Source organism: Azotobacter bryophylli, assembly GCF_042643485.1.
Classification (GTDB): Bacteria; Pseudomonadota; Gammaproteobacteria; order Pseudomonadales; family Pseudomonadaceae; genus Azotobacter; species Azotobacter bryophylli.
The window spans coordinates 54,611-62,041 of record NZ_JBHRSJ010000023.1 but is presented as its reverse complement, the minus strand read 5'-3'; the positions used below and the strand labels follow the sequence as shown (position 1 = coordinate 62,041).

Below are 7,431 nucleotides of genomic sequence, written 5' to 3'. Positions count from 1 at the left end.
GGCGGTCCAGCGCAACGCCAACTGCCTCAGCGTCGGCCCGATGCTGCAGGGCCTGGCCAAGCCGGTGAACGACCTGTCGCGCGGCGCCCTGGTCGACGACATCGCCTTCACCATCGCCCTCACCGCCCTGCAGGCCGCCACCCAGGCCCCGGCCACGCCGCAACCAGCCCCGCAGCCGCAACGGCTGATCGAGGCCTGAGGCCCGCGACCGGGCGCCATCCGGCCAACCGACCGCGATGGCGCCCTGCTCCGGTTCGCTGGTCCCTCCGCGCTGCCTGGATACGGGCAGCGCTTATCTCTCCAAGCCCTCTTCAGCGGGCATCTCGGTCAATGCGCAGCGAACCAATCCCATCCTCGCCCCGCAAAGCGCGAGACGAACGCGGGAACCAGGCGATAGTGCCCTATCAGAAATCCATCATTGGCAACTTCAGCCCCTGCTCGCGGGCACAGGCGATGGCCTCCGGATAGCCGGCATCGGCATGGCGCATCACCCCGCTCGCCGGGTCGTTGTGCAGCACCCGGGCGATGCGGGTCGCCGCCTCGTCGCTGCCGTCGCAGACGATGACCATCCCGGCATGCTGGGAGTAGCCCATGCCTACCCCACCGCCATGATGCAGCGACACCCAGGTGGCACCGCTCGCGGTGTTCAGCAGGGCGTTGAGCAGCGGCCAGTCCGACACCGCGTCGGAGCCGTCGCGCATGGCTTCGGTCTCGCGGTTGGGACTGGCCACCGAGCCGGAATCCAGGTGGTCGCGGCCGATGGCCACCGGAGCCTGCAGTTCCCCGCGACGGACCATCTCGTTGAAGGCCAGGCCGAGTTTGGCGCGCTGGCCGAGACCGACCCAGCAGATGCGCGCCGGCAGCCCTTGGAAGCGGATGCGCTCCCTGGCCATGTCCAGCCAACGGTGCAGGTGCGGGTCGTTGGGGATCAGCTCCTTGACCTTGGCGTCGGTGCGGTAGATGTCCTCGGCCTCGCCGCTCAGGGCCACCCAACGGAAGGGACCGATGCCCTTGCAGAACAGCGGCCGGATGTAGGCCGGGACGAAACCGGGAAAGTCGAAGGCGTTCTCCACCCCCTCGTCTCGGGCCATCTGACGGATGTTGTTGCCGTAGTCGAAGACCGGCACGCCCATCTGTCGGAAGGCCAGCATGGCCCGCACGTGCTCGGCGATGGATTGCTTGGCCGCCTTCACCACCACCGCCGGTTCGCGCGCCGCCCGCTCGCGGTACTCGTCCCAGCTCCAGCCCCTCGGCAGGTAGCCATTGAGCGGGTCGTGGGCACTGGTCTGGTCGGTGACCAGATCCGGGCGCACGCCGCGGCGCACCAGCTCGGGCAAGACCTCCGCAGCGTTGCCGCAGAGACCGACCGATACCGCCCGGCCCTCGTTGACGTGATGGTCGATGCGCGCGAGGGCCTCGTCCAGGTCGACCGCCAGCTCGTCCAGATAACCAGTCCGGCGGCGGAAATCGATACGGCTCTGCTGGCACTCGACGATCAGCGCGCAGGCCCCGGCCAGCGTCGCCGCCAGCGGCTGCGCCCCGCCCATGCCGCCGAGACCGGCGCTGAGCAGCCAGCGCCCGCGCAGATCGCCCCCGTAGTGCTGGCGACCGGCTTCGGCGAAGGTCTCGTAGGTGCCCTGGACGATGCCCTGGCTGCCGATGTAGATCCAGCTGCCGGCGGTCATCTGCCCGTACATGGCCAGGCCCCTGGCGTCCAGCTCGTTGAAGTGCTCCCAGGTCGCCCAGTGCGGCACCAGATTGGAGTTAGCGATCAGCACCCGCGGCGCGTGCTTGTGGGTACGGAACACCCCGACCGGCTTGCCGGACTGGATCAGCAGGGTCTCGTCGGCCTCCAGCTGCTTCAGCGTCTCGACGATGCGGTCGAAGCATTCCCAGTCGCGGGCGGCTCGGCCGATGCCGCCGTACACCACCAGCTCCTTGGGATTCTCCGCCACCTCCGGGTCGAGGTTGTTCATCAACAGGCGCAGCGCCGCCTCGGTCAGCCAGCACCTGGCGTTCAGGGTGGTCCCCCGGGGGGCGCGGATCTCGACGTCGCGGTATCGGCTCATGGCTACGATCCTCCTGTCTGCCCTAAGCATAGACAGGCGCCCCGCCGGCGACGGCGGGCAACCACTCCGGGCCCGCCGGGTCCAATGGGCCGGCAGGCCCGGCCGTACCGGCCTAAGCTCTAGTGCGTAGACCTTTTCCAGTCGCGGTGCGAAGCTTGTGCGTCGTCCCGCTCCCCGAATTCGCATCCAACAAGGAGAATTACATGCTCAAGGGAAAATCCGTCATCGTCACCGGCTCCACCAGCGGCATCGGCCTCGGCATCGCCAGCGCCTTCGCCGCCGAGGGCGCGGACGTGCTGCTCAACGGCTTCGGCGACGCGGCGAGCATCGAGAGCCTGCGCCATGGTCTGGAAGCGGCCCACGACGTGAAGGTGCGCTACTCGCCCGCCGACATGAGCCGGCCGGAAGAGATCCGCGACATGGCCGATTACGCGCGCGCCGAATTCGGCAAGGTGGACATCGTAGTGAACAACGCCGGCATCCAGTACGTGGCGCCGGTCGAGGAATTCCCCGAGGACAAGTGGAACGAGATCCTCGCCATCAACCTGTCCGCCGCCTTCCACCTGATCAAGGCGGTACTGCCGGAGATGAAGGCGCGCCACTGGGGCCGCATCGTCAACATCGCCTCGGCCCACGGCCTGAAGGCCTCGCCGTTCAAGTCCGCCTACGTGGCCGCCAAGCACGGCCTGATCGGTCTGACCCGCACGGTGGCCATGGAAACCGCCGAGCACGGCATCACCTGCAACGCCATCTGCCCGGGCTACGTGAAGACCCCGCTGGTCGAGCAGCAGATCGCCGCCCAGGCGAAGACTCACGGGATTCCCGCGCAGGACGTGATCCGCGACGTGCTGCTGGCCCCCCAGGCACGCAAGGAGTTCGTCAAGATCGAGGAGCTGGCGGCCATGACGATCTTCCTCTGCTCCAGCGCCGCAGCCTCCATGACCGCCTCTACCGTCACCATGGATGGCGGCTGGACTCAGCACTGAAGCGCCGGCTACCTCGCCCACCCCCTCACCGAATTCCCGCCGCGCATGGCCGGCCATCAGCCGGCCATTTCCCGCCAGCCCGTCACTAACGTCATCCGCTCAAGATCGCCCCGCAGGGCCATCCAGACTACTGGCGGGCCTGCCCACCGAACTCATCGGCCGATGGCAGGCAACCATCCAGAGGGGATTCGATTTAGACGTTTTTCCCCTCTCCCTCCCCTCCCAAAGCCGTCGGGAGTCCGGAAGCATGCACAGGTTCCGCCCCGCCTTCATGAGCCAGTATTCGGTGGGCCAGATGATCTTCTCCCAATCGGAGTGGCTGTTCGACAAGAGCGCCTACGAACCCGCCGAGATGATGGACAGGTACCTACGTATGGGGCATTCGACGGGGATCACCCTGCTCGGGGGCAAGAGCAACCAGCAGCGCATTACTATCGGCTGTGCACCTCGCATCTTGCCGATTCGCCCCCGTACTTCGCCAAGTAGATGATGCAGAGAACGCATGCGCGCCTGGGCGCTCTGCTCGGCTTCGACAATCCGCTGCTCGGCTGCGGTCATGGCACGGCGGAGCTGGCCCACAACCTGACCCTGCATGAGCGGACCGGTCACGGAGTCAGGACCTTCGCTTTCGGCGAGCTGTTCCGCGCCGGCCTGCCTGTGCGACAGGTGCTGCTGCAGGAGTATTTGGATGGCTTGCAAACCTTCACCAGTCGCTGGCGTCAGGCCATCGACTCGCCAGTCCTTCGTCGCGAACTGCTGCACAAGCTGATGACCATGCTCGCCGCGCTGCGCGATGCGGGCATCGCCCATCTGGACCTGCATCCCGGCAATGTCATGGTCTCGCCCGACCCTCAGGCCCCGTTGCGCACCATCGACTGCGGGAAGATGGACATGAATGCCGATCCGGCCCTCGCAGCGGCGCTGCATCTGGGGGTTTTCTGCTTCGTCATGAATGGCGAACGCAGCCCATCCACGCCCCGGCTCGAGGACGGAGTCCGACAGCTGCTGTACCGGCTGGTCGGGGACGAAGCGTCCTTCGCGACCGCCGAGGGACTGCTGACGTTGCTGCTGCGATACTCCAGCCGGCGGCCGTTCTCCAGACGCCTGCTGCTCTGGCCGGGGCGGAAGTCCCTGGATCTTGAGGCCATCGAGACGCGCCTGAAGAAGCTCTCCCGTCGCCGCAGCGCTTCTGCAGTCGACGCCCAGTCCGAGCAACGGCTGATCGAGTCCATCGAGGCCTTTCTCAACCCGGCCATCGAGCGGCCCATCCTGTGCGCAACCAACAGGGAGGCAGCGGCATTGCCGAAGTCCTGCCATATGCGGCAGGCACTCCGCCAGACCGCCCAGGATCGCGCCAGCGCCCGCTAGACGCAGCGGCAGCCTGAAAGACTGCCTGCCTCAAGGCGCGGCCGCGCCGCCGCTTGCGCCTCCCCCTGATCACTCAGCCAGCGCCGCGGTGGCGAAAACATTAAGCCGCCACATGACTTCCGATTACGGGTAGAAATGTCTAAAAAACACGCCAATCGCTGAAAATACATCGACATAACTTCCCAAACGGTAACTATCTCGATTTAGGGTCATGTAATCCGTCACTCGTGAGCGAGTCGTGCCGCCCTTCTTCCGTCCTGGGAACGGACATCCGGATCAGCGCGGAATCTTTACCCTGTCCTCGTCGAAATCGCCGCGCTCGGCATCGCGATGGCAGGCCACGCAGTTGTGCGGGCCGCCTACTGCTTCGCGCTGGAATTTCGCGGCGCCGATCTCGTGATGCTTGCGCTGGAACCAGCGGGTGCCGGTGATGCGCGGCGGCTCGCCGGAACCTACCTTGCCCTCCACCGGCAGCCGGTTGCCCGCCGAGGCGCGCAGCAGGAAGTCGCGGATCGCCTGCTCCTCCTCCGGAGCCAACGAGGCGTTGCTGCCGTAGTGCTCGGACAGACTGTCCATCTGCCGCTGCCAGGCGCCGGCGGGAAGCAGGCCCGGCGCATAGAGCATGTGGCAGCTGGAGCATTCGCTCTTCCATACCTCGGGCGCATCGGCGGGGACGGCGAGCTGTTTGGGACGCCGGTAGCCGTCCCGTTGAGACGAGTGGTCGCCGGCGACGGCGAGGCCGCCCAGGGTTAGCGCGGCCAGAAGACAACCGAGAAACGTCGATCGGGTCATGATGGGCGGCCTATTTCAGCGTGTTGATCCAGGTGACGAAGTCGCCCTTCTCCTGCGCGGTGCATTCGCGGGCGAAGACGTCGTCGCAGTTGCGACGGAACCATTTCTCCACCTTCTTCGGGTCGGTGAAGCGCCTGGGATTGGCGGCCGGCGCCAGCGGGTCGATCTTGCGCATGGCCAGGGTCTTGCCTGGCTGGCGGGGATCGGCGGTGTGGCAGGAGGTGCAGCTCATGGTCTTGCCGTCCCGCTGCTCCTCGCGGAAATACAGGGTCTTGCCGCGCTCGGCGGAAAAGCCGGCGAAGCCGGGATCGCCCTGGCGGGCCTGTTCGGCATAGCCCGCGAGGAGCTGATCCCCCGGGCCCTCGGCATGGGCCAGCGGCAGGGTGAGAGTGACGAACATGGCAAGCAGTGCTGATTTCATGGGGATACGTCCAGGGGGGAACCTGGAGCGCACGCTAGATCCGCTGGCTTAAACCTGGCTTAAAAAGGCCACCTGGATTTTTCAGCTCCGTTTAAGGGAAGAGGCTTACAAGAGCGCCATCGGTTTTCTGTTCCCACCGGAGCCTGGAGTCATGGCTGCATTCAACCGTTTCAGATTGTTCCACTGGCTGCTGGCCGGCAGTTTCGTCGCGGTCTACCTGACCGGCGACGATGCCGAACTGGCGCATATCTGGCTGGGCTACGGCCTGCTGCTCCTGTTGCTGATACGCCTGCTGCTGGCGCCGTTCAAACCTCGCGGCTTCCCCAGGCTGGCGCCGGCGCTTCGGGCGTGGCGCAGGCCCGACCGGGCCGCTGCCGGCAGGTGGCTGACCTTCGCCGCCCTGTCCTGCTTCGCCGTCGCCAGCCTGATCGGCCTGGGCATGGTCGACAACGGAGAGGTACTGGCCAGGGCCATTCCCGGCGTGCAACCGGATCTCTTCGGCGCCGCCAGCGGCGACTTCCTCGCCGGCCTGGACGATCCGGAAGAGGTGCACGAATTCTTCGCCAATCTCGCCATGGGGCTGGTCGGCCTGCATATCGGCTTTGTCCTGCTGTTCCGCTGGCAGATGGCATGGTCGATGCTGCGCGGCCTGCCGAAACGCCCGGCGCCGGCCGTCCCTCCCCGCAAAGCCGCTCCCGCAACCGGGGAGGCGACTGCGACGGCCTTCCAGCACCTGACGGTGAGCGGACGACACGCCGAAACCGCCGACGCCTGCTCCTTCGAGCTGATCCCGCCGGCCGGCGACGCGACCTGGTCCACCGGCAAGCCCGGACAGTTCCTGGCCCTCAGGGTGCCCCACGAGAGCGGCCCCATGCTGCGCTGCTATTCCCTGTCGCGTGCCCCCTCGGCCGGCCAGCCGCTGCGCATCACGGTCAAGCGGGTCGAGGGCGGCCTCGCCTCGAACTGGCTGCTGGACCACCTGCAGCCCGGCGACAGCATCGAGGCCATGCCGCCGGTCGGCAGCTTCACCCCGGCCAGCCTGGACGCCGATCTGCTGCTGATCGGCGCCGGCAGCGGCATCACGCCTCTGTTCGCCATTCTGCAGTCGGTGCTGGAACGGGGCCGCGGACGGATCTGCCTGTTCTACACCAACCGGGACCAGTCCTCGGCGATCTTCGCCGACGAGCTGAACGCCCTGCGGCAGCGCTATCCGCAGCGCCTGCGGATGGTCAACTGGCTGACGAGCACGGAGGGATTGCCGGACGCCGCCGTGATTGCCTCGGCCATCCGAGACATGAGCGGCGACGACTGGCAGCACCCGGACTGCTTCATCTGCGGCCCGGAAGCGTTCATGACCAGCGCCAGGGACGCCCTGCTGCGACTGACGATCCCCAAGGAGCGGATCCACCTAGAGCGCTTCGCGCCCGGAGTCGGAGCTCCAGTGCGGTCGGTAGCGACCGGCGGGGACAGCAGGCTCGACGTCCGGCTGCAGGGACGGCATTACGAACTGGAGGTATCCCCAGGCCAGGTGCTGATGGACGCCATGGAACAGGCCGGCCTGCAGCCGCCCAACGCCTGCCGTGCCGGCCTCTGCGGCGCCTGCCGGTGCAAGGTGGTGGCCGGACGCGCCAGCATGCGCAGCAACCAAATTCTCGACGAGGACGAGGTGCGCCGGGGATGGGTGCTGGCGTGCCAGGCCGAGCCGGCCAGCCGGGAGTTGCAGGTGGAATTCTGAGGCCCGCCCAGCCGCCGGCACGGAATCCGGCGGCGCGCCCCCGGCTTTTTGCCTATACCG

The 7,431-nt window shown here is 67.1% G+C and carries 8 protein-coding genes; 5 read left to right on the top strand and 3 right to left on the bottom strand.

The window, feature by feature from the left end; genetic code table 11:
• Positions 1-199, top strand: a 199-nt coding sequence (locus tag ACFOJE_RS12800; protein ID WP_377814756.1) for a phosphate acyltransferase, incomplete at its 5' end; no start/stop codon positions are given.
• A 205-nt stretch (positions 200-404) separates the two neighbouring features.
• Here ACFOJE_RS12800 and hutU read toward each other — a convergent pair.
• Positions 405-2,069 carry a urocanate hydratase gene (gene hutU, locus ACFOJE_RS12795; RefSeq protein WP_377814755.1) on the bottom strand — a complete coding sequence of 555 codons (1,665 nt, stop codon included), beginning with the start codon at positions 2,067-2,069 and terminating at the stop codon, positions 405-407.
• Positions 2,070-2,272: 203 nt separating this feature from the next.
• Here hutU and ACFOJE_RS12790 point away from each other — a divergent pair, with 203 nt between their 5' ends.
• The 3 genes from ACFOJE_RS12790 (at position 2,273) to ACFOJE_RS12780 (ending at position 4,423) form a co-directional block, all read left to right on the top strand.
• Entirely contained in the window at positions 2,273-3,055 is a 783-nt protein-coding gene (locus tag ACFOJE_RS12790) for a 3-hydroxybutyrate dehydrogenase (protein WP_377814754.1), read from the top strand.
• A 247-nt stretch (positions 3,056-3,302) separates the two neighbouring features.
• A complete protein-coding gene (locus ACFOJE_RS12785; RefSeq protein WP_377814752.1) occupies positions 3,303-3,545 on the top strand; it encodes a hypothetical protein in 243 nt (80 codons plus the stop codon).
• Positions 3,545-4,423, top strand: a complete 879-nt coding sequence (locus ACFOJE_RS12780) for an AarF/UbiB family protein (protein ID WP_377814751.1) — start codon at positions 3,545-3,547, stop codon at positions 4,421-4,423. Before ACFOJE_RS12785 ends, ACFOJE_RS12780 begins: the two co-directional genes overlap by 1 nt.
• A gap of 276 nt (positions 4,424-4,699) precedes the next feature.
• On the opposite strand, the gene ACFOJE_RS12775 is transcribed toward ACFOJE_RS12780, so the two are convergent.
• Positions 4,700-5,215 (bottom strand): hypothetical protein, encoded by a 516-nt coding sequence (locus ACFOJE_RS12775; RefSeq protein ID WP_377814750.1) that lies wholly within the window; start codon positions 5,213-5,215, stop codon positions 4,700-4,702.
• A 10-nt stretch (positions 5,216-5,225) separates the two neighbouring features.
• Complete coding sequence (locus ACFOJE_RS12770; RefSeq protein ID WP_377814749.1) at positions 5,226-5,636, bottom strand: DUF1924 domain-containing protein; 411 nt, start codon at positions 5,634-5,636, stop codon at positions 5,226-5,228.
• A 151-nt stretch (positions 5,637-5,787) separates the two neighbouring features.
• Between ACFOJE_RS12770 and ACFOJE_RS12765 the strand changes: the two genes are divergently transcribed.
• Positions 5,788-7,371 carry a 2Fe-2S iron-sulfur cluster-binding protein gene (locus tag ACFOJE_RS12765; RefSeq protein ID WP_377814748.1) on the top strand — a complete coding sequence of 528 codons (1,584 nt, stop codon included), beginning with the start codon at positions 5,788-5,790 and terminating at the stop codon, positions 7,369-7,371.
• Positions 7,372-7,431: the final 60 nt, after the last annotated feature.